Here is a 25057-nt window from a genome sequence, read left to right as displayed (position 1 = left end):
GCGGGGAGCCTCGTGAGGGAGATCACGGAGCGCGGGGCCGGAACCGGTTGTCGCGCAGGGGCGACGGCGAGTTACGCTACGACCCGTAGCGTAAGACTGGCATCCCTCCTCCGGGTGCGGATCCGTCCGAAGCGACAACCACCGGCCTGGGTGGGGACCCGAGGCCTTGTACGGCCCTTGAGGCCGACCGCACCACCGAGTACCACCCCGGCGCTCCGGCAGCCGGAAACGCTGACCACGTCGACCGACCGCACCGCTTTCCGGATCGCTTTCCGGAACGGGCCGCCCAGGGGGGAGGATGGACCCATGCAGCCACGCAACATGTCCATGAGTGGAGTCGTCGACCTCGCAGCGGTGAAGGCGGCCGGGGAAGCGAAGCAGAAGGCCGAGCAGGCGCGCGCCGAGGCCGCCCGTACGGGCCGGGCGCCGGCCGGCGGGGCCCGCCTGGTGTACGACGTCGACGAGGCCGGGTTCCAGCAGGACGTCCTGCAGCGCTCCACCGAGGTCCCGGTGGTCATCGACTTCTGGGCCGAGTGGTGCGAGCCGTGCAAGCAGCTGGGTCCGCTGCTGGAGCGCCTCGCGAACGAATACGCCGGTGCGTTCGTCCTGGCGAAGATCGACGTCGATGCCAACCAGATGCTGTTCCAGCAGTTCGGGGTGCAGGGCATCCCGGCGGTCTTCGCGGTGGTCGCCGGGCAGCCGATCCCGCTTTTCCAGGGCGCGGCCCCGGAGGCGCAGATCCGGCAGGTGCTGGACCAGCTGGTGCAGGCCGCCGAGCAGCAGTTCGGCATCGTCGGTGCCCAGGTCGACGCGCAGGACGCGGCCGAGCAGTCGGCCCCCGCGCCCGCGCCGGGTCCGTACGACGCGCTGCTGGAGGCCGCCAGCCAGGCGCTGGACGCCGGTGATCTGGGCGGCGCCGTCCAGGCGTACAAGAACGTCCTCTCCGACGACCCGGCCAACCCGGAGGCCAAGCTCGGCCTCGCGCAGGCCGAACTCCTGCGGCGGGTGCAGGACCTGGATCCGCAGGCGGTGCGCAAGGAGGCCGCGGACAACCCGGCCGACGTGCCGGCGCAGATCCGTGCCGCTGACCTGGATCTGGTCGGCGGGCATGTGGAGGACGCCTTCGGCCGGCTGGTCGAGACGGTGAAGCGGACCGCCGGGGACGACCGGGAGGCCGCGCGGCTCCGGCTGCTGGAGCTGTTCGAGGTCATCGGCGCGGAGGATCCGCGGGTGACGGCGGCGCGTACCGCGCTCGCCCGGGTACTGTTCTGACCCACTGTCCTACGAGGCGTCCGCTTCTGACCAGGCGTCCGCTTCTGACCTGTACGACCTCCACGAGTTGACCAAACAAACGAAGCAGCGGCCACGTTTTACCTAAACTTGGTAAACGTGGCCGCTGTTACTTGGAGTAAGTCAGAGCGACCCCCTTGCGGCAGTGTGTCCGCAATTGCGCGATGTCTCTTCGCGGTGAGCGGCGACCGTGTGTGTCGGGCCGATGTCGGTCGGTCGTCGCGTGGTTATCAGCCCGTTACCCGCAAGTAACGAGCCCCTTGTGCACGGGCCGTGAATGGACCACGATCGGCCACGCTCGGTCCATTCCCGTAGCCCGGCATCCGGTCGGCGCGACGGGGCACTTGGGTCCCCACCGAGTGGTCGGCGGCAGTGTCGCCGGCCGTGGACAGGGGGGTCTCTGCCCCTTCGGCAGAGCCTGTCCCAGGAGGTTGCGCGAGAGCGTGGCCAGTGGTTGTCGCTCGGGGGTGATCGCCGGTATTCGGAACACGATGTGCCTCCGAGAACGGGCGCTCTCCTTCCCGAGGACGTAGCACTTCTCCCATCCCAGGTACCGCCGTCCCAACTCGGGCGGCAGATACCGGAGATGTACGTCCGAGAAGGAGGAAAGTCATGGAGTCCCTGGCTCGTGGCGGGACCAGATGGAAGCGGTTCGCCGTTGTCATGGTGCCGAGCGTGGCGGCGACCGCCGCGATCGGTGTCGCCCTGTCGCAGGGTGCCCTTGCGGCGTCGTTCAGCGTGTCCGGCCAGCAGTTCAAGGTCACGACCGACCGGCTGGACGGCACCGGCTTCGTTCAGTACGGAGCCATTGACGCCCAGAAGGGCGGCAAGGCTGTCCCGGTGGCGGTCTCGGCGTTCTCCAACGCCAAGATCAAGAACCTGTGCCAGTCGGTGGTCGTTCCGGTCCCGGTCTTCGGCGATGTGTCGCTGAAGCTGTCGGCCGGTGGTGGCAGCACGCCGGTGGAGGCGAAGAACCTCTACATCGACCTCGATCAGCTGGACGCGGACGCGACCTTCAACAACATCAACATCGGTGTTGCTGCGGGATCGACGTCCAAGGGCCCCGGCATTCAGAAGGGCGACAAGACCGACCCGGGCTCGTTCGCCCAGGAGGCCGACTCGGCCGTGCTCACCCACGTCAAGCAGACGGCGTGGGCCACGACGGCCGGCACCTTCAAGCTCAGCGGCCTGAAGATGAGTGTCGCCAAGGGCAAGAACGAGTGCTACTGACGCACTGAGCGTACGGGCGCGGGGCCTCACGCCAGTGCGGTGGCCCACGCCGTTCCCCGTGCCCGTACGCCGGGTAGCGCTTGGTAGACATCTCAGCTCAGAACCACCGATTTGCCAGTCCCGAGGAGCTGTACGACATGAGCGCCGAAACGCGACCAAGGCTGATCGAGTCCGTCGGCCGGAAGCGGATTTCGTTCCGGGAGTGGCGCGGACACCGCCCGTTCTGGGGCGGGTTGCTGACTCTGCTGGCCGGCCTGCCGATCATGTACATCCCTTACGCGAATCTCACGATCGGTTCCCTGACCGTCCGCATGTCCACCACCGCCGGCGCCGGCTCGCTGATCATCGGCGTTCTGCTGGTCGTGCTCGGGCTGACCATGTGGTTCCAGCCGGCCTCGCGGGTCTTCGCCGGTGTGGCGGCGATCCTGCTGGCCCTGGTCTCCATCGTCGTCTCGAACTTCGGCGGTCTCGTGGTCGGCTTCCTGATGGGGCTGATCGGCGGTGGCCTGGGCGTCGCCTGGGCACCGGGCGCGCCGGAGAAGAGCGGGGACGACGCGGGCGAGCCGGTCCGCAACGTCGCCGGGCCGGTGGTCGCGACGGACCCCGCCCGCGGGTCGGGCAACGGACTGGACGACCTGTCAGGAACGAGCCCGATCAACGGAATGAACGGGAGGCACCGTGCCGGGTGACGAGCTGCATGAGGAGAACGCAGCCGCCGGGGCGAGAACCGGGCCGAGGCACGCGGCGCCGAAAAAGCCGCTGCTGACTCGGCTCCACGTGCCCGCGGGCAAGGCGATCGCGATCGCCGCCATGCCGTCCGCCGTCCTCATGGGCATGGGGCTGACGCCCCAGATGGCGATCGCCAAGCCGGCGCCGCCCAAGAGCCCCTTCAAGGACGGGCCGTGCGTCACTGCTCCGGACAAGGTGGACGGACAGGACGGCAAGAAGGCCAAGGACGGCGCGAAGGACACGAAGGCCGACGGACAGGCGAAGGACGACAGCACGCCGTCCGCCAAGCCCTCCGCCTCGCCTTCGCCGTCGCCCTCGGCCGGCAAGCAGGCGGACAAGACACCCGCGGCCACGCCGTCCGGCTCCGCCTCGAAGACCGATCAGCCCTCGGGCTCCGCGACCCCGTCGCCGTCGGCCTCCGAGGAGAAGAAGGACGACGGGGGTCTGCTGGGCGGGATCGGCGACGCGCTCGGCGGTCTCCTCGGCGGGGGCTCGTCGGACGACGACACCGCGTCCGCCTCGCCGAGCACGACTCCGTCCCCCTCGGCGTCGGCGTCGAAGGAGTCCACGTCCGGCGACGCGGCCAAGGACACCGCGTCCGCCTCCGACAAGACCACCAACCCGGTCAAGGACACCGTCGGCGGCCTCACGGACGGCGCCAAGAGGGCAGCCGACCTCACGAACGGGTCGAAGACGGTCAACGACACCGTGCACGGCGCGGTGGGCACGGCCGACAACGCCCTGCCCGGCGGCGGCCTGGACGGCAAGGACGCGGACGGCAAGAAGTCGTACCCCTGCGTCGTCGAGAACAAGCAGAAGGGCAAGGACGAGCAGACGCCCGTCACGCTGCCCGACGACCCCTGGCACCTGGAGTCCAGCGGTCTGACCCTGCGCGGTCTCGACTACGAGGGCGTCGTCAACGTCACCACGCAGAGCGGCCACACCAAGCAGGCCCTGAAGTTCACCGCGGACAGCGTGGACATCGGCGACCTGCACCAGATCGTGGACGACAAGGCGTCCGGCAAGCACTACCACGTGCGGTCGACGCCCCACTCCAAGTCCACGATCCGCGGCGGCAAGGTGACCATGTACACCGAGCGGCTGCAGGCCAACCTCTTCGGGCTGATCCCGATCGTCTTCGACCCGGAGCACCCGCCGCCGCTCAACATCTCCTACGCGTACTTCACCAAGGTGAAGCTCGACCAGGCGGGCCAGTTCGGCGGCAACCTCACCGTCCCGGGCATGAACGTGTCCATCGAGGACTGACCGGGCACACCACCCGGCCGGAGCTTTCCGGGAGCCGCGGAAACGGCGGTGGGCCGCCCCTTTCGAAAGGGGCGGCCCACCGCCGTTTCGTCGTACGGGAGCGTCAGCCGCGTCCGCCGCCGAGGTGGTGCACCCGGACCATGTTGGTGGTGCCGGGGACGCCGGGGGGCGAACCGGCGGTGATGATCATGGTGTCGCCCTCGCTGTAGCGCTGGAGCTTGAGCAGCTCGGCGTCCACCAGGTCGACCATCGCGTCGGTGTTGTCGACGTGCTCCACCACGAAGCTGTCCACGCCCCAGCTGAGCGTGAGCTGGTTGCGGGTGGAGACGTCGGTGGTGAAGGCCAGGATCGGCTGGACCGCGCGGTAGCGGGACAGCCGGCGGGCGGTGTCACCGGACTTGGTGAAGGCCACCAGCGCCTTGCCGTTGAGGAAGTCGGCCATCTCGGCGGCCGCCCGGGCCACCGAACCACCCTGCGTACGCGGCTTCTTGCCGGGCACCAGCGGCTGCAGGCCCTTGGAGAGCAGCTCCTCCTCGGCCGCCTCGACGATCTTCGACATCGTCTTGACGGTCTCGATCGGGTACTGGCCGACCGAGGACTCCGCGGAGAGCATGACCGCGTCGGCGCCGTCGAGGATGGCGTTGGCGACGTCGGACGCCTCGGCGCGGGTCGGCCGGGAGTTGGTGATCATCGACTCCATCATCTGGGTCGCGACGATCACCGGCTTGGCGTTCCGGCGGCACAGCTCCACCAGGCGCTTCTGCACCATCGGGACCTTCTCCAGCGGGTACTCCACCGCCAGGTCACCACGGGCGACCATGACGGCGTCGAAGGCCATCACGACCTCCTCCATGTTGGCCACCGCCTGCGGCTTCTCCACCTTGGCGATGACCGGCACCCGGCGGCCCACCTGGTCCATGACGCGGTGCACGTCCTGCACGTCCTTGGCGTCCCGGACGAAGGACAGCGCGACCATGTCGCAGCCCATCTTCAGGGCGAACTTCAGGTCTTCGATGTCCTTCTCGGACAGCGCGGGGACGTTCACCGCGGCGCCGGGCAGGTTGATGCCCTTGTGGTCGGAGATCACTCCGCCCTCGATGACGATGGTGCGCACCTGCGGGCCGTCGACCTCGACGACCTGGAGCGCGACGTTGCCGTCGTTGATCAGGACCGGGTCGCCCTTGGAGACGTCACCGGGCAGGCCCTTGTAGGTCGTGCCGCAGATGGTCTTGTCGCCGGGGACGTCCTCGGTGGTGATGACGAACTCGTCGCCGCGCACCAGCTCCACCGGGCCGTCGGCGAAGGTCTCCAGACGGATCTTGGGGCCCTGGAGGTCGGCCAGCACGCCGATGGCGCGGCCGGTCTCCTCCTGGGCCTTGCGGAGTCGGTGGTACCGCTCCTCGTGCTCCGAGTGGGTCCCGTGGCTCATGTTGAAACGGGCCACATTCATACCGGCCTCGATCAGCGTCTTCAGCTGCTCGAAGGAGTCGACGGCGGGGCCCAGGGTGCAGACGATTTTGGAACGGCGCATGGCTTGGATCCTATCGGTTTGTTTCAGAGCGGAATATTCCGGTAGGCGAAAACACCAACGTCTAGGCGTTGACCAGGGCGTATGTCTGCTGCGCGATCTCCAGTTCCTCGTCGGTGGGCACCACGGCGACCGCGACCCGGGCGTAGTCGGGCGAGATCAGCCGGGGCTCGCCGGAGCGTACGGCGTTCAGCGTGGCGTCCACGGCCAGGCCCATCTCCTCCAGGCCGGCGACGGCGGCCTCGCGCACCGGGGCGGCGTTCTCGCCGACGCCTGCGGTGAAGGCCACCGCGTCGACCTTGCCGAGCACCGCGCTGTAGGCGCCGATGTACTTCTTCAGCCGGTGGATGTAGATGTCGAAGGCGAGCCGGGCCCGCTCGTCGCCCTCGTCGATCCGGCGGCGGATCTCCCGCATGTCGTTGTCACCGCACAGCCCGATCAGCCCGCTCTTCTTGTTGAGCAGCTCGTCGATCTCGTCCGTCGACATCCCCGCCACCCGCTTGAGGTGGAAGGTCACCGCCGCGTCGATGTCGCCGGACCGGGTGCCCATGACCAGGCCCTCCAGCGGCGTCAGACCCATCGAGGTGTCCACGCAGCGGCCGCCGGCCACCGCCGAGGCGGAGGCGCCGTTGCCCAGGTGCAGCACGATGACGTTGACCTCGGAGGGGTCCTTGCCCAGCAGCTCGGCGGTCTTGCGGGAGACGTACGCGTGCGAGGTGCCGTGGAAGCCGTACCGGCGGATGCGGTGGGCGTCGGCGGTCGCCACGTCGATGGCGTAACGGGCCGCGTGCTCCGGCATCGTGGTGTGGAAGGCGGTGTCGAAGACGGCGACCTGCGGCAGGTCGGGGCGGAGCGCCCGGGCGGTCCGGATGCCGGTGATGTTCGCCGGGTTGTGCAGCGGGGCGACCGGCACCAGCCGCTCGATCTCCGCCAGGACCGCGTCGTCGATCACGGTCGGCGCGGTGAACTTCAGCCCGCCGTGCACCACCCGGTGCCCGATCGCGGCCAGCTCGGGGGAGTCCAGGCCGAGGCCGTCCGCGGCCAGCTCCGCGGCTACGGCCTTCAGCGCGGCCTCGTGGTCGGCCATCGCGCCCTCGGTCTCCCGCGTCTCACCGCCCGCCGCCAGCGGGGTGTGCACCAGGCGCGAGCTCTCCTCGCCGATCCGCTCGACGAGCCCGACGGCGAGCCGGGTGCCCGCGGCGGAGCCGCCGTCCGGCTCCGCGCCCATGTCGAGCAGCTGGTACTTCACCGACGAGGAGCCGGAGTTGAGGACGAGGACGCGGGTGGCAGTGGCAGACATCTGGTGCTTTCCGGTGGGTTGCGGGAAGGGTTCGGCGGGTTCAGGCGGTGGGTCCGGCGCCGGGCCGGGCACCCTGCGCCTGGATGGCGGTGATCGCGACGGTGTTGACGATGTCCTGCACCAGCGCACCGCGCGAGAGGTCGTTGACCGGCTTGCGCAGGCCCTGCAGGACCGGGCCGACGGCGACCGCACCGGCCGAGCGCTGCACGGCCTTGTAGGTGTTGTTGCCGGTGTTGAGGTCCGGGAAGATCAGCACGGTGGCCTTGCCGGCCACGTCGGATTCCGGCAGCTTGGTCCGCGCGACCGCCGAGTCCACCGCCGCGTCGTACTGGATCGGGCCCTCGACCAGCAGGTCGGGGCGGAGCTCCCGGACCAGCTCGGTGGCCTTGCGGACCTTGTCGACGTCCGCGCCGGAGCCGGAGGTTCCGGTGGAGTACGACAGCATCGCGATCCGCGGCTCGACGCCGAACTGGGCCGCGGTGGTGGCCGACTGGATGGCGATGTCGGCCAGCTGCTCGGCGTTCGGGTCCGGGTTGACCGCGCAGTCGCCGTAGACCAGCACCCGGTCGGCCAGGCACATGAAGAACACCGACGAGACGATCTGGGCGTTCGGCTTGGTCTTGATGACCTCGAAGGCCGGGCGGATGGTCGCCGCGGTGGAGTGCACCGCACCGGAGACCATGCCGTCGGCCAGGCCCTCCTGGACCATCAGCGTGCCGAAGTAGGAGACGTCGGCGACCACGTCGTAGGCCAGCTCGTAGCTGACGCCCTTGTGGGCGCGGAGCTGCGCGTACAGCTCGGCGAACCGCTCGCGCAGCTCGGAGGTCTGCGGGTCGATGATCTGGGCGTCCGCCAGGTCGATGGCCAGGTCGGCGGCGCGCTTGCGGATCGCCTCCTCCTCGCCCAGCAGCGTCAGGTCGCACACGTCGCGGCGCAGCAGCACGTCGGCGGCGCGCAGCACCCGCTCCTCGGTGCCCTCGGGGAGGACGACCCGGCGGCGGGCGGACCGGGAGCGCTCGATCAGCTCGTGCTCGAACATCATCGGGGTGACCCGGCCGGAGCGGGCCACCGAGATCCGGTTGGTCAGCTCGACGGTGTCCACGTGCCGCTCGAAGAGGCCCAGCGCGGTCTCCGCCTTGCGCGGCGAGGCGGCGTTGAGCTTGCCCTCGATGGCGAACAGCTCGGCGGCGGTCGGGAAGGAGCCGCCCGGTACGGAGACCACCGGGGTGCCGGGGGCGAGCCGGCCGGCCAGCGCCATGATGTCGGGGCCGGGCCGTTCGTCGAGGGTGAGCAGCACGCCGGCGATCGGCGGGGCCCCGGCGCTGTGCGCGGCGAGCGAGCCGATGACCAGGTCGGCCCGGTCCCCGGGGGTCACCACGAGGCAGCCGGGGGTGAGGGCCGGCAGGAAGGTCGGCAGCATGGCGCCGCCGAAGACGAAGTCGCGGGCGTCCCGGGCCAGGCCGGAGTCGTCGCCCAGGAGTATCTCGGCGCCGAGGGTGTGCACGATCTGGCCGACGGTCGGCGCGGAGAGCGAGCCGTCCTCGGGGAGCGCGTAGCAGGGCACCGGCAGCCGGGCGGCGAGCCGCTCGACGACCGCCTCGCGCAGCTCGGGGGCCACCCGGTTGACGATCACGGAGACCACGTCGCAGCCCAGTGACTGGAAGGCGCGGTAGGCGTTGCGGGCCTCGGCGCGGACCGACTCGGCCTCCTGGCCCTGGCCGCCGACGACAGCGATCAGCGAGGCGCCGAATTCGTTGGCGAGCCGGGCGTTCAGGCTCAGCTCGTCGGGCAGGCTGGTGTCGGCGTAGTCCGAGCCGAGGACCAGGACGTACTCGTAGTCGCGGGCCACCGCGTGGAAGCGGTCGACGAGGTGGGAGACCAGCTCGTCGGTGCCGCGCTCGGCCTGGAGCGCGGCGGCCTCGTCGTAGCCCATGCCGTATACGGTCCCGGGGGACTGGGCGAGCCGGTAGCGGGCCCGCAGCAGGTCGAAGAGGCGGTCCGGTCCGTCGTGGACCAGTGGGCGGAAGACCCCCACCCGGTCGACATGGCGGGTCAGGAGTTCCATGACTCCCAGCTCGACGACCTGGCGGCCGTCGCCGCGGTCGATACCGGTCACGTATACGCTGCGCGTCACGCGTGCTCTCCGATCCATTCCGTTGGCCGCAAGGTCAAAATTGGCCGTTATGGTGGGCTTGCCCCTCTTGACAATACCTGCGCGTGTGGCTAGGCCGCCCCTCCAGTTTCCCTTGAGGGGGCCGGGCGGGGACAGTAGGGGTGGGGTCGATGTGTGCGGCCGGGACCCGTCGGGCCCGTGAAACAATCGGACCGGCTCAGGAACCCACAGCGAGCACAGGAGACACAGCACGATGCGTATCGGAGTCCTCACCGCAGGCGGCGACTGCCCTGGCCTGAACGCTGTGATCCGGTCCGTCGTCCACCGCGCCCTCACCGGCCACGGCGACGAGGTCATAGGTTTTGAGGACGGCTTCGCCGGCCTGCTCGACGGCCGCTTCCGCAAGCTGGACCTGGAGGCGGTCAGCGGCATCCTCGCCCGCGGCGGCACCATCCTCGGCTCTTCCCGGCTGGAGCGCGCCCGGCTTCAGGAGGCGTGCGAGAACGCCAAGGACCACTCCAAGGACTACGGCATCGACGTGCTGATCCCGATCGGCGGCGAGGGCACCCTCACCGCCGCGCGGATGCTGTCGGACGCCGGACTGCCGGTCGTCGGCGTCCCCAAGACCATCGACAACGACATCTCCTCCACCGACCGCACCTTCGGCTTCGACACCGCCGTCGGCGTCGCGACCGAGGCCATCGACCGCCTCAAGACCACCGCGGAGTCCCACCAGCGGGTCATGGTCGTCGAGGTGATGGGCCGGCACGCCGGCTGGATCGCGCTGGAGTCCGGGATGGCCGGCGGCGCGCACGCCATCTGCCTGCCGGAGCGCCCCTTCGACCCGGCCGACCTGTGCGCGATGGTCGAGGAGCGGTTCGCCCGCGGCAAGAAGTTCGCGGTCATCTGCGTCGCCGAGGGCGCACACCCGGCGCCGGGGTCCATGGACTACGGCAAGGGCGCCATCGACCAGTTCGGCCACGAGCGCTTCCAGGGCATCGGCACCGCCCTCGCCCGCGAGCTGGAGCACCGCCTCGGCAAGGAGGCCCGGCCGGTCATCCTCGGTCACGTCCAGCGCGGCGGCACCCCGACCGCCTACGACCGGGTGCTCGCCACCCGCTTCGGCTGGCACGCCGTCGAGGCCGCGCACCGCGGTGACTTCGGCAGGATGACCGCACTGCGCGGCACGGACATCACGATGGTGCCGCTGGCCGACGCGATCACCGAGCTCAAGACCGTGCCGGGGTGGCGGATGGACGAGGCCGAGTCGGTCTTCTGATCCCCGGGCCCTACCGCGTACGACGGCGGCGCGCCTCCCCTCGGTCGAGGGAGGGCGCGCCGCCGTTCGTCTGCGCGGTCACTGCGCGCCGATCGCCTCCAGCATGTTCAGCCGGGCGGCCCGGCGGGCCGGCCACAGCGCGGCCAGCACCCCCACGACCAGCGCGATCAGCAGGAACAGCCCGAGCCTGCCCCAGGGCAGCAGCAGCTGGTAGGTGGGGAGGCCGTGGCCGAGCATGGTGCCGGCGGCCCAGGAGAGGAAGATCCCCAGGCCGATCCCCAGGCCCGCGCCGAACAGCGCGATGACCACCGACTCCAGCCGGACCATCTGCTTGATGCCGCTGCGGGCCAGTCCGATGGCCCGCAGCATCCCGATCTCACGGGTCCGCTCGAAGACCGACATGGCGAGGGTGTTGACGACACCCACCACCGCGATGACGACGGACATGCCCAGCAGCCCGTAGGAGACGTAGAGCACCGTGTTGACGTTCTCGGCGCTCTCCTTGCGCAGGTCGGCGCGGTCCTGGACCTTCAGCAGCGGGCTGTCGCCGAGCGCGTGCCGGATCGGCGTCGAAAGCCCGTCCGTGCGGCCGTCCTGGGCCTTGACCAGCAGCTCGTCGTTCAGCGGCCGGTCCAGGTGCGGATCGACCACGGAGGTGGCGCTGATCGAGTCGCCGAGCACATCGTTGTCCGCGTAGATTCCGGTGATCCGCAGCTTGGTCTTCTTGTTGTCGGGGAACGTGGCATCCAGGGTGTCGCCGGGGTGCCAGCCCTTCTTCTTGGCCATGTCCTGGGAGACCGCGATGCCGTCGGTTCCGGTGTGCGGCAACGAGCCGCTGACGAAGTCCAGTTGGGCGACCTTGCCGATCGTGGTGAGGTCGGTGCCGATCAGGGTCATGGAGTAATTGGTCGCCGTGATGCCCGTGCGGCGCAGCGGGGCCATCGCCTCGACGCCGGGGATGTCCGCCACCTTCTGCGACAGCGCGGTGTCCAGGCCGGTGTACGTCGAGGTGCTGATCTTGAGGTCGGCCGTCAGTCCCTTGGCCGCCTTCTCGTCCATGGCCTGCTGGGTGGAGAGCCCGACGACTGTCATGCCGGTCATCAGGGTGAGGCCGATCATCAGCGCCGAGGCGGTCGCCGCCGTACGGCGGGGGTTGCGCAGCGCGTTCTCCTTGGCCAGCCTGCCGCTGACGCCGAACAGCCGGGTGGTGACGACGCCGGCCAGCGAGACCAGGGGCCGCGACAGCAGTGGCGCGAGGATGATGACGCCGGTCAGCGTCACCATCGAGCCTGCCATCGCGGTCGTCAGGTCGTCGACGGACGTCAGGGTGCGGACGTAGAGCATGATCGCGACACCGATGCCGGTGATGACCGCGCCGAGGGAGTTGCGGACCATCAGGCTGCGCTGAGTCGGCGGCGCCTCGACGGTGTTGAGCGCCTCCACCGGGGCGATCTTCGCGGCCTTGCGGGACGGCAGCCAGGCGGCCAGTACGGTCACCACGACGCCCACGCCGAGTGCGGAGAGCACCGAGGTCGGGCTGATGACGACCGGTCCGTTCGGGAAGCCCGCGCCGTTGGCGTCGAGCACCGCCCGCAGGCTCACCGCGAGCCCCAGGCCCAGCGCGAAACCGATGACCGAGGAGATCAGCCCCAGCAGGGCCGCCTCGGCGAGGACCGAGCGGACCACCTGCCGGCGGGAGGCGCCGACCGCGCGCAGCAGGGCGATCTCCCGGCTGCGCTGGGAGATCAGCATGGTGAAGGTGTTGGCGATGATGAAGACGCCGACGAACAGCGCGATCCCGGCGAAGGTCAGCAGCGTCTGGGACAGGGCCTTGTTCTTCTCGGCGATCATCGTGGACTGCTGGGCGGCGAGATCGGCACCGCTGGTCGCCTCGGCGCGCTTCTCGGGCAGGACCTCGCGGACCTTGGCGGTCAGTGCCTGCTGATCGGTGCCGGGCTCGGCAGCCACCACCAGCTCGTCGAACTGGCCGGGGTGCAGGTAGAGCTTCTGCGCGGTGGCGGTGTCGAAGAGTGCGAGGCTGCCGCCGGCGGTCACCTGCGGATCGTCGGTGGTCACGATGCCGACCAGCTTCTTGGTCAGCGCCGGGCCGTCGGTGGCGAACTTCACGGAGTCGCCGAGCTTGTGGCCGGACGCCCTCGCGGTGGCCTCGTCCAGCGCGATCTCGTTCGCGGCGGCCGGTCCGCGGCCCTGCTTCAGCGGGTAGCGGGGGTCGTGGCCGTCCTTGTCCGGCTGGAAGTTGGCGCCGAGGTTCTGCCAGCTGTCGCCGATCGGTGCGCCGTCCGGGCCGCCGACGGTGGCCGTGCCGGTGACGTTGCGCCGCACGGACGTAACGCCCGGCAGGGCACGGATGCGGTCCGCCAGCTTGTCGTCGAGGAGGGTGGTCCGTTTGCCGTCCTTGCCGGTGAGCGGCGCGTTGTCTGCGGGGACGTCCTGGACGGAGACGGCCACTCCGTCGAGGTTTCTGGCGGAGGCCTTCTTGATGGCCTCGCCGACGGTGTCGCTGAAGATGAGGGTGCCGGCGACGAAGGCGACGCCGAGCAGCACCGCGAGCGCGGTCATCATCAATCGGGCTTTGTGCGCAAAGAGGTTGCGCAGGGCGGTACGCAGCATGGTGGTGGTGTCAGTCCTGGGTCCGGGGGCTCGGGATACGTAGGGGGCGGGCGGGCCCGCGTCGGCTCGTTCGGCCCTCGGTCAGCTGGTCCGGCCCTTGGCGTCGAACAGCCGCATCCGGTCGAGCACCGTGTCCGCGGTCGGTTCGTGCAGCTCCTCGACGATCCGGCCGTCAGCCAGGAAGACCACCCGGTCCGCATAGCCGGCCGCGACCGGGTCGTGGGTGACCATCACCACGGTCTGTTCCATCGCCCGCACCGACTCGCGCAGGAAGCCCAGCACCTCGGCGCCGGAGCGGGAGTCGAGGTTGCCGGTCGGCTCGTCGGCGAAGATGATCTCCGGCCGGGCGGCCAGCGCCCGGGCCACCGCGACCCGCTGCTGCTGGCCGCCGGAGAGCTGGGCCGGCCGGTGCGCCAGCCGCCCGCCCAGCCCGACGGTCTCGATGACCGCGCTGACCCACTCCCGGTCGGGCTTGCGTCCCGCGATGTCCATGGGGAGGGTGATGTTCTCCAGCGCGGTGAGCGTGGGCAGCAGGTTGAACGCCTGGAAGATGAAGCCGATCTTGTCGCGGCGCAGCCGGGTCAGCTGCTTGTCGTTGAGCGAGCCCAGCTCGACGTCCCCGATCCGGGCCGAACCGCCGGAGATCTTGTCCAGGCCCGCCATGCAGTGCATCAGCGTGGACTTGCCGGAGCCGGACGGGCCCATGATCGCGGTGAACCGGGCCTTGCCGAACTCCACGGAGACGGAGTCCAGCGCCACCACCCGGGTCTCGCCCTGGCCGTAGACCTTGCTCAGGTCGGTGGCGCGGGCGGCGACGGCGCCGGTGGTGCGGGTGGGTGCGAACGAGCCGGGAAGGCCCGGGACGGCGGCCGGGTGGGACACGGGGACTCCTGGGAGGGGACGGGAAATTCGACCTCCCCATCTTCGACGGCGCAGGTCAGCGTGGTCGTCGGCCCCAGGGACCGAAAGCCGGGCCGATCGGAAGAGTGACGGCGGCGTCCGGTGTCCTCCTCTGGGGGGACGGCTCTACGACCTGGGACCGACGGGATCCCTCGGGGTTGCCCGGTTGCTGCCGGCCCGCACCCGTGCGCATCACCTCCCCCGTGGCCGTGCGCGGTCAGGGCAGATCGCCCACCCGTGCCCAGAACTCGGCCAGGATGTCGTCGAGGAAGGCCCGCCCCGCCCTGCCCGACTCCCCGGTCCCGTCGCCGCCGCCCCAGTTGAGCGTGGCCGCCATCGACGCCTGGTAGTCGGCGTGCAGCGCCTGCAGGACCTCCTGGAGCCGCTGCTTGGGCAGCGGGACGAGCTTGCCGACCGGCCGGACGTACGCCTGCCAGCGGGTCGTGGCGGCGCTGGTCAGCAGCTCGGCGAGCTTGGCGTCCTGGCCGGTGAAGCGGAGCAGCGCGGGCAGCGGCAGGTCCAGTGCCTCGGCCAGCGCGGCGGCCTGCCGCTCGGTGCCGCCCCACTTCCCGCCCGCCTCCAGGCGTTCGTACGCGGCCGGGTCCATGCCGATCCGCAGGGCGAGCGCGTCCGGTGCCAGACCGGCCGCGAGGCGGTACTCGCGCAGGGTGCCGGGGGCGCCCAGCAGTTCGCCCGGCGCACACCACAGGGCGCCGGCGAGCGCGGTCAGTTCGGATTCCGTAGGAGCGTTTTCCCCCAATTCCCAGGAGGCCACCGTGGCCGGGGAGACCGGAATTCCATAAGCGGCACGAATTCCGTAGGCGACATGGGCGGGGGTCATGCCGAGGGCCTCGCGGAGCCGGCGGGCGGCGGTGGCGTTGAAAGGGGGCCTGCGCGGCTCCCCGGCGTGCGTGTTCACCGGCACACGGTAAGTGACGATGTGGCTTCGCACCTATCGTGTGGAAACCCAAGGATGAAAGTCGTAGGAACCTCCTAGCCGGTCGGTTTTTCTCGGCCGGGGCGTGAAGATTTCCGGCCGATCGGTCGCTCACCAGCGCCGACCGGTCCACCGCTCCTTCACTACCCCTTCACGGCGCCGCCCAACGCAAAACCCCCGCCGAGTCGCCGGGAAATGAGGACGTACAGCAGTACGACGGGTGTCGAGTAAAGGAGGGAGAATGCCGCGAGTTCGCCGAACGCGATGGCCCCGTAATTGCCGAAGAAATTGAAAATGCTGACCGAGGCGGGCAGTTGCTCCGGGGAGAGCAGCAGCATGAACGGCACGAAGAAATTGCCCCACATCATGATGAAGGTGTAGATGGCGACCACCGCCAGTCCGGGCCCCATCAGCGGCAGGATCACCCGCAGCAGGGTCTGCCGCCATGACGCGCCGTCCGTCCACGCCGCCTCCTCCAGGGTCCGCGGCACCCCGTCCATGAAGTTCTTCATCAGCCAGACGGCGAACGGGAGTTGGGCCGCGGCCAGGAACAGCGCGGTGCCGTAGCGGGTGTCGATCAGATCGATCTGCACGAACAGCCCGTACACCGGCACCATCACCGCGGTGATCGGCAGGCACGTCGAGAACAGGATGGCCAGCAGGTACGGGCGGGCGAAGCGGGAGCGGAAGCGGGACAGCGGATAGGCGGCCAGCGCCGCGCAGACCACGGTGAGCAGGGTCCCGCCGCCGCAGATCAGCAGGCTGTTGAGCATCGGCGTGAAGGTGATCTCGTCGGTCAGCACCGCCGAGAAGTTCCCCAGCGTCGGCGACGCGGGCGGCCGCACCCGCAGCGTGGCGTGCGCGTCCAGCGACGCCAGCACCAGCCACAGCAGCGGAACGGCGAACGCCACCGCGACGACCAGCAGTCCGGCGTCGGCGGCCAGCCGGCGGACGACCCGCCGGGGGAGGGGCAGCGGCACGTCCTCAGACCTCCTCGCGCATCAGGCGCAGCCAGCCGGCCGCGAACACCGCGCCCACCAGCAGCAACAGCAGCGCCACCGCGGTGCCGTAGCCGATCAGCGACTTCAGGAACGCCTGGTCGTACATGAACACCGGAAGCGTCTGGCTGCGGTTGCCCGGACCGCCCCGGGTCATCGCCCAGATCAGCCCGAAGACGGAGAGCGTCTGCAGGGTGTTGAGCATCAGGTTCGTGCCGATGGAACGGCGGATCATCGGCAGCGTGATGTGCCACAGCCGGCGCAGCCCGCCCGCGCCGTCCACCTCGGCGGACTCGGTGACCTCCGGCGGGATCGCGGACAGCGCCGCGGAGTAGATCAGCATCGAGAACGCCGTACCGCGCCAGACGTTGGCGAACGACACGGCCAGGATCGGCAGCGTGAACAGCCAGTTCTGGGTGGGCAGATGGAGAAGGGAGAGCACCGCGTTCAGGGTGCCGCGCCGCTCGAAGAACGTGTACAGCAGGAAGCCGGCGACGATCTCCGGGAGCACCCAGGCGGTGATCACCACGGCGCCGGTCAGCACCCGCACGGGACGCGAGGCACGCCGCAGCAGACCGGCCAGCGCCAGACCGAGGGTGTTCTGCCCGAGGATCGAGGAGACCACCGTGAACACCAGCGTCAGCACCACCGCGTTGCGGAACCCCGGATCGCCCAACGCCCGCCGGAAGTTGGCCAGGCCCACGAAGGACGCCGACTCCTGGCCGGTCAGCTGGGTGTCGGTGAAGGCGAGGTAGACGCAGTACGCGATCGGGCCGGCCAGGAAGAGCAGCAGCAGGACGGTGGCCGGGAGCAGCGGCGACCAGCGCAGCAGCCGGGCGCGGACCGGGACGGCCCGCGGCCTGCGGGCGGGGGTGGCGGTCCGGCTGCCGGCGACGGTGCCGGTCATGGCCGGGCGACGGTCCGGCCGTCCACGATCGCAGCGAGGCCCTCGTCGTAGTCCTTCGCCGCCTCGGCCGGGGAGGAGTCGTCGGCGGTGACCGCCTCCATCGCCTCCCCGATCGCCGCCGCGACCTTCGGGTACTCGGGCAGCGCGGGACGGAAGTGGCTGACCTTCACCAGCGAGGTGAAGAAGCCGATGCCGGGGGCGGACTTCAGATAGCGCGGATCGGCCGCGACGTCCTTCCGTACCGCGATCTGCGCACCCCGTACGCACCACTCCAGGGCGTTCGCCCTCGACTGGAACGTCTGGATCAACTTCCAGGCCAGGTCCGGCTGTTGGGCCCGCCGCGGTATCGACCAGGTCCAGCCGCCGGCCAGACTCACCGTGCCCGGCGGGTCACCGTGCTGGGTGGGGAACGGCGCCTGGCCCAGCGTCGTCGACCACTGCGGCCAGGGGTTGCCGCCGCCGGTCTTCTGCCACTGCTGGCCCAGCCACGAGCCGTCCAGATCGATCGCCAGCTTCTCCTCGGGGAGCAGCTCGGCGGCCACATTGGTCTGGATGTTGGGGCTGAGCGCGTCGGAGACGTCGGGGCCGAGCTTCTCCTTGTAGACGGTGTCGATGAAGGCCAGGCTGTCCCGGAATCCCTTGCTGCCGGTGACCCACTTCTTGGCCCCCGGGTCGTACAACGGGTCCTGCCCTGTGCCGTACAGCAGCATCTCGAAGCCCTGCATCACGGCCGCCTCGCCCGCGCCCTTGCCGGTGAAGACGTTCAGCGGGATCACCCCGGGGACCTTCTCCTTGATCGTCCGGGCCGCGGCCAGCACCTCGTCCCAGGTCCTCGGCCGCCAGTTCGCCGGCAGCCCGGCCCGGCGGAAGATCTTCTTGTTGAACCACAGCCCGCGGGTGTCCGTACCGTCCGGGACGCCGTACGTCTTCCCGTCCTGCCCCCGGGCCGCGGCCTTCGCGGCCGGCTCGAACTGCCGCCAGTCGGCCCAGGTCCTCACCTGCGCGTCCAGCGGCCGCAGCAGCCCCGCCTTGATGTCGGAGTTGACCAGGAAGGTGTCCTCGTAGACCAGGTCCGGGGCGGTCCTGGGGGAGCGCATCATCTGCTGGATCTTGGCGTAGTAGTCGTTCTCCGACGCCTGGATCGGGATCAGCCGGACCTTCTTGCCCGGGTTGTTCTTCTCGAACTTCCGGGCCACCAGGCGTACGTAGTCGTCCCGGACCGTGACCTTGGCGTTGGTGTCCTTGATGAAGGCGACCTTGACGGTGTCCTGGTCGCTCCCGGACCCGCGGCCGCAGCCGGTGAGCGTCCCGGCGGCGACGACGGCGGCGGCGAGCAGAATCAGCGGAGCGGTGGGGCGCACGGCAGACCTCCTGCGGGACCACGGTCAACTCACGGTCAACTCACCATGGTGTGCTGCCCGCTGAACGTAAGTCACCGGTCACAGCGGGTCAATGGCCCGACCAGCGGTAGCGCAATTCCGGCCGGCCGACCTGGCCGTACTGTGGCGCGCGGACCGCCCGGCCGCCGTCCACCAGATGCTCCAGATAGCGGCGCGCGGTGATCCGGGAGATGCCCACGTCGGCGGCGGCCTCGGCCGCGGTCAGCCCGCGCTCGGCGGCCCGCAGCACATCGGTCACCGCCCGCAGGGTGGCCGCGGTCAGCCCCTTGGGCAGCGCGGCCGGCCGCGGGGCGCGCAGCGCGGCGATCGCCCGGTCCACCTCGTCCTGCCCGCTGGCCTCCCCGCTCGTGGCGCGGAACTCGGCGTACCGGGTGAGCCGGTCCCGCAGCGTGGCGAAGGTGAACGGCTTCAGCACGTACTGCACCACCCCCAGCGAGACGCCCTCCCGGACCATCGTCAGATCGCGGGCCGAGGTGACCGCGATGATGTCGGCGCCGTGCCCGGCCGCGCGCAGCGTCCGCACCAGCTGCAGCCCGTGCCCGTCGGGCAGGTACAGGTCCAGCAGCAGCAGATCGACCGGGTGCTGGTCGAGGTGGCGGCGGGCGTCGCCCATGGAGTGCGCGGTGCCGGACACGGTGAAGCCGGGCACCCGCCCGACGTACAGCGCGTGCGCATCGGCGGCCACCGGATCGTCCTCGACGACCAGCACCCGGATGTCGGAGGGTCTCACCGCCGCCCACCTCCCTCGGCCGGGCCGGCCGGCCCGCATACCCGGATCATGCCGTCGCCCCCGTCCGCAGCGGTAGCCGTACGGTGAACCGCGCGCCGCCCTCCGCCGCCCGGTCCAGGGTCACGGTGCCGCTGTTGCGCCGCACCGCCTGCCGCACCAGCGCCAGTCCCAGCCCGCGGCCCGCCGCGCCCTGCTTGGTGCTCCAGCCCCGCCGGAAGATCTCCTCGGCGGCCTCCGCGGCCACCCCCGGCCCGTTGTCCGCCACCCGCAGCAGCAGCTCGCCGCCGTCCGCGCGGGCGCTGACCCGCACCTGCGGCGGCTCGGCCGGGGCGTGCTCCGGGCCCGGGGCCGCCGCGTCGATGGCGTTGTCGAGGAGGTTGCCCAGCACCGTCACCAGGTCACGGGCCGGCAGCCCGGGCGGCAACACCCCGTCGTCGATCCGGCTGTCCGGCGTCAGCGTCAGCTCCACCCCGCGCTCATTGGCCTGGGCGGCCTTGCCCAGCAGCAGCGCGGCCAGCACCGGCTCGGCGACCGCCCCGACGACCTGGTCGGTCAGCGCCTGCGCCAGTTCCAGCTCGGCGGTGGCGAACGTCACCGCCTCCTCGGCCCGGCCCAGCTCGATCAGCGAGACCACGGTGTGCAGCCGGTTGGCGGCCTCGTGCGCCTGCGAACGCAGCGCCTCGGCGAAGCCCCGCACCGAGTCCAACTCGCCGGAGAGCGCCTGCAGTTCGGTGTGGTCCCGCAGGGTGACGACGCTGCCGCGCTGCTCGCCGCCGGAGACCGGCGCGGAGTTGACCACCAGCACCCGGTCGCGGGTCAGATGCAGCTCGTCGACCCGCGGCCCGGACGCCAGCAGCGCCTCGGTCAGCGGCTCCGGCAGCCCCAGCTCGGTCACCGCCCGGCCCACCGCGTCCCCGGAAAGGCCCAGCAGCTCCCGCCCGCCGTCGTTGATCAGCGCGACCCGGCGCCGCCCGTCCAGCATCAGCAGCCCCTCGCGCACGGCGTGCAGCGCCGCCTGGTGGTAGTCGTGCATCCGGCCGAGTTCCTGGGCGTTCATGCCGTGGGTGTGCCGGCGCAGCCGGGCGTTGATCACGTACGTGCCGGCACCGCCGAGCACCAGCGCCGCCGCGGCCACCCCGACCACCGCGAGCACCTGCTCGCGCAGCTGCCGGCTGATCGTCTTGATCGTGATCCCCGAGCTGACCAGCGCGGTGATCCGGCCGCCGGCCCGCGGATCGCGGACCGGGGCGACCACCCGTACGGACGGGCCGAGCACGCCCATGTGGGTCTCCGGGAAGATCCGGCCGTGCAGCGCCGGGCCGGTGTGCCCCAGGTACTTCCGGCCGATCGCGGACGGCTGCGGATGCGTCCAGCGGGTGCCGTCCGGAGCCATCACCACCACGAAGTCCACCCCCGCGTCCCGCCGCAGCCGCTCGGCGTACGGCTGGAGCGCGGCCGTCGGGTTCCTGGTGCGGGCCGCCGCCACCACGGCCGGGGAGTCGGCCACGGCGGTGGCCGCCGCGGTCGCCTGCCGGCGCGCCGTCTCCTCCGCCTGCCGCCCGGCACTGAGGTACGCGAACACGGCGCAGCCCACGACGACCACCGCGACCAGCACCACCTGCATGGCGAAGAGCTGGCCGGCCAGACTGCGCGGACCGCGCAGCCGGCCGGGCCACCGGGGCCCGCGGGATCGGGGGAGTCGCATACGGAACAGTCTGCCGGGTCACTTTTGCGTGAACGAAATGCACGTAAGGGTGACGGGCGCCACACCGGCCCTGCATAGTCACCGGGACTCGTTGAGCGCCGGAGCCGCAGATCAGGCGCAGGACCGTAGACCGTCAGGAGGCAGCCGTGGCTGCACAGACCCCACCGTCCGGGGGGACCACCGAGGAAGCCGCGCCGGTGAAGCGGGACCGGACCCACTTCCTCTACATCGCCGTGATCGGGGCGGTGCTCCTCGGCATCATCGTGGGCTTCGCCGCCCCCGGCGTCGCCGTCGAGCTCAAGCCGCTCGGTACCGGGTTCGTGAACCTGATCAAGATGATGATCTCGCCGATCATCTTCTGCACCATCGTGCTGGGCGTCGGCTCGGTCCGTAAGGCCGCCAAGGTCGGAGCGGTAGGCGGACTGGCCCTCGGCTACTTCATGGTGATGTCCACCGTCGCGCTGGCCATCGGCCTGGTCGTCGGGAACGTCCTGGAGCCCGGCTCCGGGCTGCACCTGACCGAGTCCGTACGGCACGCGGGCCACGCACAGACCTCGGGCAGCGCCGAATCGCTGCCCGATTTCCTGCTCGGCATGATCCCCAAGACGCTGGTCTCGGCCTTCACCCAGGGCGAGGTGCTGCAGACCCTGCTGGTGGCACTGCTGGTCGGCTTCGGGCTGCAGGCGCTGGGCTCGGCGGGCGAGCCGGTGCTGCGCGGCGTCGGGCACCTGCAGAAGCTGGTCTTCCGGGTCCTGGCCATGATCATGTGGGTGGCGCCGGTGGGCGCCTTCGGCGCGATCGCGGCGGTGGTCGGCGAGACCGGCCTGGACGCGCTGAAGTCGCTGGCCATCATCATGGCCGGCTTCTACCTCACCTGTCTGCTCTTCGTGATCGTGGTGCTCGGCGCGCTGCTCCGGCTGGTCGCCGGGATCAACATCTTCCTGCTGCTGAAGTACCTCGCCCGCGAGTTCCTGCTGATCCTGTCGACGTCCTCCTCGGAGTCGGCGCTGCCCCGGCTGATCGCGAAGATGGAGCACCTGGGCGTCAGCAAGCCGGTGGTCGGCATCACCGTCCCGACCGGCTACAGCTTCAACCTCGACGGCACCGCGATCTACCTGACGATGTCCTCGCTGTTCGTGGCCGAGGCGATGGGCAAGCCGCTCTCGCTCGGACAGCAGGTCTCGCTGCTGGTCTTCATGATCATCGCGTCCAAGGGGGCCGCCGGGGTCACCGGCGCGGGTCTGGCCACGCTGGCCGGCGGGCTGCAGTCGCACCGCCCCGAACTGGTCGACGGCGTCGGCCTGATCGTCGGCATCGACCGCTTCATGAGCGAGGCCCGGGCGCTGACCAACTTCGCGGGCAACGCGGTCGCCACCGTGCTCATCGGGACCTGGACCAAGGAGATCGACACGGCCCGGGCGGCCGAGGTGCTGGCCGGCCGGGTCCCGTTCGACGAGAAGACGCTGTCCGTCGACGCGCACGGCCCGGCCGCGGACCCGGCGCCGCCCGCCGTGGTCGCCGGCCCCCGGGACGGCGGTTCGAAGGAGTCCGCCACGGTCTGACCCGGAGAAGTGGAGAAGGGGCGGACGCCGGTCGCGGCGCCCGCCCCTTCCGTGGTCGGCGGGAACGCCTACGCCGGCTGGAGCCAGATCGTGGCCAGCGGCGGCAGCACCAGCGAGACGGAGCTGGTCCGCCCGTTCCAGGGGACCGTTTCGGTCTTCAGCGGATCGGGGTTGGCCACGCCGCTGCCGCCGTAGCGCGGCGCGTCGGTGTTGAGCACCTCGCGCCAGGCCGGGACGTCGTCCGGGACGCCGACCCGGTACGCGTGCCGGACGACCGGCGAGAAGTTGGTGACCGACACCAGCGGGGCACCGTCGGCGGCGAAACGGACGAACGAGAAGACGTTGTCCTCGCTCGCGTCCCCGTCGATCCACTGGAAACCGGCCGGTTCGGTGTCCCGCTCCCACAGCGCCGGGGTCGCGGCGTAGTGCCGGTTCAGCTCCCGGACCAGATCGCGCACGCCCCGGTGGTCCGGCTCGGCCTCGTACGACGGGTCGAGCAGCCACCAGTCCGGTCCGTGGCTCTCCGCCCACTCCGCGCCCTGCGCGAACTCCTGCCCCATGAAGAGGAGTTGCTTGCCGGGGTGGGCCCACATGAAGCCCAGGTACGCCCGGTGGTTGGCGCGTTGCTGCCACCAGTCCCCGGGCATCTTCGACACCAGCGCGCCCTTGCCGTGCACCACCTCGTCGTGCGAGATCGGCAGCACGTAGTTCTCGGAGTAGGCGTAGATCATCGAGAAGGTCATCTCGCCGTGGTGGTACTTGCGGTGCACCGGCTCCTTGGAGACGTAGCCGAGCGAGTCGTGCATCCAGCCCATGTTCCATTTCAGGCCGAAGCCCAGGCCGCCGAAGCCGCCGGGCCCGACATGGTGGGTGGCCCGGGTGACGCCGTCCCAGGCGGTGGACTCCTCGGCGATGGTGACGACGCCGGGGCAGCGCCGGTAGACCGTGGCGTTCATCTCCTGGAGGAAGGCGACCGCGTCGAGGTTCTCCCGGCCGCCGTTGACGTTCGGGGTCCAGCCGCCGTCCTCGCGGGAGTAGTCGAGGTAGAGCATCGAGGCGACCGCGTCCACCCGCAGCCCGTCGATGTGGAACTCCTCGCACCAGTACACCGCGTTGGCCACCAGGAAATTACGGACCTCGGTGCGGCCGTAGTCGAATTCCAGGGTGCCCCAGTCGGGGTGCGCGGCCCGGGACGGGTCCTGCGGCTCGTACAGCGGCCGCCCGTCGAACTCCGCCAGCGCCCAGTCGTCGCGCGGGAAGTGCGCCGGCACCCAGTCCATCAGCACGCCGATGCCCGCCCGGTGCAGGGCGTCGATCAGGAACTTGAAGTCGTCGGGCGTGCCCATCCTGGCCGTGGGCGCGTAGAAGCCGGTCACCTGGTAGCCCCAGGACCCGCCGAAGGGGTGCTCGGCGACCGGCATGAACTCGACGTGGGTGAAGCCCAGGTCCTTGACGTAGGCGGGCAGCTGCGCGGCGAGCTGCCGGTAGGTGAGGCCGGGGCGCCAGGACGCCAGGTGCACCTCGTAGACCGAGAACGGCGCCTGATGGACCGGGCGTCGGCCGCGGTGCGCCATCCAGTCGTCGTCCTGCCAGCGGTGGTGCGAGGTGTGCACGACCGAGGCGGTGGCGGGCGGGCACTCGGTCCGCCGGGCCATCGGGTCGGCCCGTACCGTCCGCGAGCCGTCCGGCCGGGTGATCTCGAACTTGTACAGCTCACCCTCGCCGAGGCCCGGCAGGAACAGCTCCCAGACACCGGAGGAACCCAGCGACCGCATCGGGTGGCCGGTGCCGTCCCAGTAGTTGAAGTTGCCGACGACGCGGACGCCCTGTGCGTTGGGCGCCCACACGGCGAAGCGGGTGCCGGTCACGCCCTGGTGGTCCATGACGTGGGCGCCCAGTGCCTGCCAGAGCTGCTCGTGCCGGCCCTCGCCGAACAGGTGCAGGTCGAGTTCGCCCAGCGCGGGCAGGAAGCGGTACGGGTCGTGCACGGTCGCGGTGCTCTCGCCGTAGTCGACCAGCAGCCGGTACTCCGGGACGGTGCGCAGCGGCAGCACACCGGCGAACAGCCCGTCGCCCTCGGCGTGCAGTTCGGCGCGCAGCCCGTCCGCCAGGACGGTGACACCGCTCGCGAAGGGCCGCAGGGTACGGACGAGCAGCCCGCCGCGCACCAGGTGGGCGCCGAGCAGCGCGTGCGGGTCGTGGTGCGCGCCGGCCAGCAGCCGGCCGCGGTCCTCGTCCGACAGCGGGGTGGCGACCCGTACTCCGCGTCCGCCGCCGCCCGGCGGGGCGGCGGCGGGCCGGCGCGCCGTACCGGCCGCGGCCCCGGCCGCCCGGGCGGGCCCGGCGGCCGCCTCCCGGGGCGCGGGCGGACGGGTGCCGGACGCCGGGGCGCCGGGGTTGCCGGGGGCCGCGGACCCGGTGCCGGGGGCGGCCCCGGGCGCGCTCTCGGCGGTCGCGTCCGGCGTGGACGCGGGGTCGCCAGGGGTGGGGCGGGACGGCGGTGGGGCGGCGGTCACGGGCGGGGCCTCCTCGGGGCGGGGCGGGCGTCGGCG

The 25057-nt window shown here is 71.1% G+C and carries 18 protein-coding genes; 6 read left to right on the top strand and 12 right to left on the bottom strand.

The features are described 5' to 3' along the window. The first annotated feature begins 306 nt into the window (after positions 1-306). The 4 genes from IG62_RS0132680 to IG62_RS0132665 all read left to right on the top strand — a co-directional run bounded on the left by IG62_RS0132680 (position 307) and on the right by IG62_RS0132665 (position 4515). Positions 307-1272, top strand: coding sequence for a tetratricopeptide repeat protein (locus IG62_RS0132680; RefSeq protein ID WP_030811753.1), 966 nt, complete (start codon positions 307-309; stop codon positions 1270-1272). A 630-nt stretch (positions 1273-1902) separates the two neighbouring features. Beyond that, positions 1903-2520 carry a DUF6230 family protein gene (locus IG62_RS0132675; RefSeq protein ID WP_030415642.1) on the top strand — a complete coding sequence of 206 codons (618 nt, stop codon included), beginning with the start codon at positions 1903-1905 and terminating at the stop codon, positions 2518-2520. Between the two features lie 137 nt (positions 2521-2657). Continuing rightward, on the top strand, positions 2658-3209 hold the full coding sequence (locus IG62_RS0132670; protein ID WP_030811751.1) for a DUF6114 domain-containing protein: 552 nt from the start codon (positions 2658-2660) through the stop codon (positions 3207-3209). 88 nt (positions 3210-3297) lie between these two features. Further along, entirely contained in the window at positions 3298-4515 is a 1218-nt protein-coding gene (locus IG62_RS0132665; RefSeq protein WP_234326842.1) for a hypothetical protein, read from the top strand. Positions 4516-4618: 103 nt separating this feature from the next. On the opposite strand, the gene pyk is transcribed toward IG62_RS0132665, so the two are convergent. The 3 genes from pyk to pta form a co-directional block, all read right to left on the bottom strand. Beyond that, positions 4619-6046 carry a pyruvate kinase gene (gene pyk, locus IG62_RS0132660; RefSeq protein WP_030415645.1) on the bottom strand — a complete coding sequence of 476 codons (1428 nt, stop codon included), beginning with the start codon at positions 6044-6046 and terminating at the stop codon, positions 4619-4621. Positions 6047-6107: 61 nt separating this feature from the next. After that, entirely contained in the window at positions 6108-7343 is a 1236-nt protein-coding gene (locus tag IG62_RS0132655) for an acetate kinase (protein WP_030811745.1), read from the bottom strand. Positions 7344-7383: 40 nt separating this feature from the next. Beyond that, positions 7384-9477 carry a phosphate acetyltransferase gene (gene pta, locus IG62_RS0132650; RefSeq protein WP_030811741.1) on the bottom strand — a complete coding sequence of 698 codons (2094 nt, stop codon included), beginning with the start codon at positions 9475-9477 and terminating at the stop codon, positions 7384-7386. A gap of 232 nt (positions 9478-9709) precedes the next feature. Between pta and IG62_RS0132645 the strand changes: the two genes are divergently transcribed. Next, on the top strand, positions 9710-10735 hold the full coding sequence (locus IG62_RS0132645; RefSeq protein ID WP_030811738.1) for an ATP-dependent 6-phosphofructokinase: 1026 nt from the start codon (positions 9710-9712) through the stop codon (positions 10733-10735). A gap of 78 nt (positions 10736-10813) precedes the next feature. Here IG62_RS0132645 and IG62_RS0132640 read toward each other — a convergent pair whose 3' ends face one another. The 8 genes from IG62_RS0132640 to IG62_RS0132605 all read right to left on the bottom strand — a co-directional run bounded on the left by IG62_RS0132640 (position 10814) and on the right by IG62_RS0132605 (position 20943). After that, entirely contained in the window at positions 10814-13366 is a 2553-nt protein-coding gene (locus IG62_RS0132640; protein WP_030811734.1) for an ABC transporter permease, read from the bottom strand. Between the two features lie 81 nt (positions 13367-13447). Next, the gene (locus IG62_RS0132635; RefSeq protein ID WP_030811732.1) at positions 13448-14248 is read right to left on the bottom strand and encodes an ABC transporter ATP-binding protein; all 801 of its coding nucleotides are present in this window, start codon (positions 14246-14248) and stop codon (positions 13448-13450) included. Positions 14249-14483: 235 nt separating this feature from the next. Beyond that, positions 14484-15191, bottom strand: coding sequence for a helix-turn-helix domain-containing protein (locus tag IG62_RS0132630; protein WP_030811730.1), 708 nt, complete (start codon positions 15189-15191; stop codon positions 14484-14486). 155 nt (positions 15192-15346) lie between these two features. Then, positions 15347-16183 (bottom strand): carbohydrate ABC transporter permease, encoded by an 837-nt coding sequence (locus tag IG62_RS0132625; protein WP_030811727.1) that lies wholly within the window; start codon positions 16181-16183, stop codon positions 15347-15349. A 4-nt stretch (positions 16184-16187) separates the two neighbouring features. After that, on the bottom strand, positions 16188-17108 hold the full coding sequence (locus IG62_RS0132620) for a carbohydrate ABC transporter permease (protein ID WP_030811724.1): 921 nt from the start codon (positions 17106-17108) through the stop codon (positions 16188-16190). Continuing rightward, positions 17105-18469 carry an extracellular solute-binding protein gene (locus tag IG62_RS0132615; protein ID WP_030811721.1) on the bottom strand — a complete coding sequence of 455 codons (1365 nt, stop codon included), beginning with the start codon at positions 18467-18469 and terminating at the stop codon, positions 17105-17107. The genes IG62_RS0132620 and IG62_RS0132615 overlap by 4 nt, the downstream gene beginning before the upstream one ends. Positions 18470-18557: 88 nt before the next feature. Next, a complete protein-coding gene (locus tag IG62_RS0132610) occupies positions 18558-19277 on the bottom strand; it encodes a response regulator (protein ID WP_051798933.1) in 720 nt (239 codons plus the stop codon). Between the two features lie 7 nt (positions 19278-19284). Further along, positions 19285-20943, bottom strand: coding sequence for a sensor histidine kinase (locus IG62_RS0132605; protein WP_030811715.1), 1659 nt, complete (start codon positions 20941-20943; stop codon positions 19285-19287). Positions 20944-21089: 146 nt separating this feature from the next. Here IG62_RS0132605 and IG62_RS0132600 point away from each other — a divergent pair, with 146 nt between their 5' ends. Then, positions 21090-22505 carry a cation:dicarboxylate symporter family transporter gene (locus tag IG62_RS0132600; protein ID WP_030811712.1) on the top strand — a complete coding sequence of 472 codons (1416 nt, stop codon included), beginning with the start codon at positions 21090-21092 and terminating at the stop codon, positions 22503-22505. A gap of 68 nt (positions 22506-22573) precedes the next feature. Here IG62_RS0132600 and glgB read toward each other — a convergent pair whose 3' ends face one another. Next, positions 22574-24748: a 1,4-alpha-glucan branching enzyme gene (gene glgB, locus IG62_RS0132595; protein WP_030811709.1), complete on the bottom strand. Its 2175-nt coding sequence runs from the start codon at positions 24746-24748 to the stop codon at positions 22574-22576. Positions 24749-25057 lie beyond the last annotated feature (309 nt).

Origin of the sequence: Streptomyces sp. NRRL S-337 (genome assembly GCF_000720175.1) — a bacterium.
Lineage (GTDB): Bacteria > Actinomycetota > Actinomycetes > Streptomycetales > Streptomycetaceae > Streptomyces > Streptomyces siderophoricus.
Note: the sequence above shows the minus strand (reverse complement) of the source record. Positions and strands in the feature narration are given on the sequence as shown.